General features: G+C 42.4%; 1 protein-coding gene. It reads left to right on the forward strand.

The features are described from left to right. A partial coding sequence (locus ACFIKB_RS09660; protein WP_375653557.1) for an autotransporter domain-containing protein occupies positions 1–545 on the forward strand: 545 nt, incomplete at both ends.

Genomic DNA, 545 nt, shown 5'->3' on the forward strand with positions numbered 1-545 from the left:
GCTAAACAAAACGCGCTCTTAGCCAATATCAGAACATCCGTCTTAGGAAAAGAAGAAGAGAAACAAACAGGTTTCTTCTTATACACCTATGGAAGCACAGGAACTTTATCTTCTGAGCGTGGTCCTCTCAAATATGGTTATGGTGCTGATATCCGCTATGCTGCTCTCCAAGCCGGTGTTACATTGGCAGCAATTGAAGGACAAAATACCACAACACATCTCGGTCTTGTAGGCACCTATGGGCAGCTGTCGTTTACACCAAAGGACATGTCAGATGCAGGGAAGAACACGCTAGATAAATGGTCACTGACAGCCTATGGTAGTATACAATACAACAATGGTTTCTACATTGATACACTCTTATCCTACGGTATCCTAAAAGGGCATATCACCAATGCTCTCAGAGGAAATACCGCAAAGTTGAACGATGCCAAAATGTTGAGTATCTCCACCACTGTTGGCAAAGAATTTGCAACCGGAATGGAAGGTTTAACATTTGAGCCACAAGCACAAATTGCCTATCAACATTTGATGTTTAACACCAT

The organism is Bartonella sp. MR110HLJHH, from assembly GCF_042194225.1.
Taxonomy (GTDB): Bacteria; Pseudomonadota; Alphaproteobacteria; order Rhizobiales; family Rhizobiaceae; genus Bartonella; species Bartonella grahamii.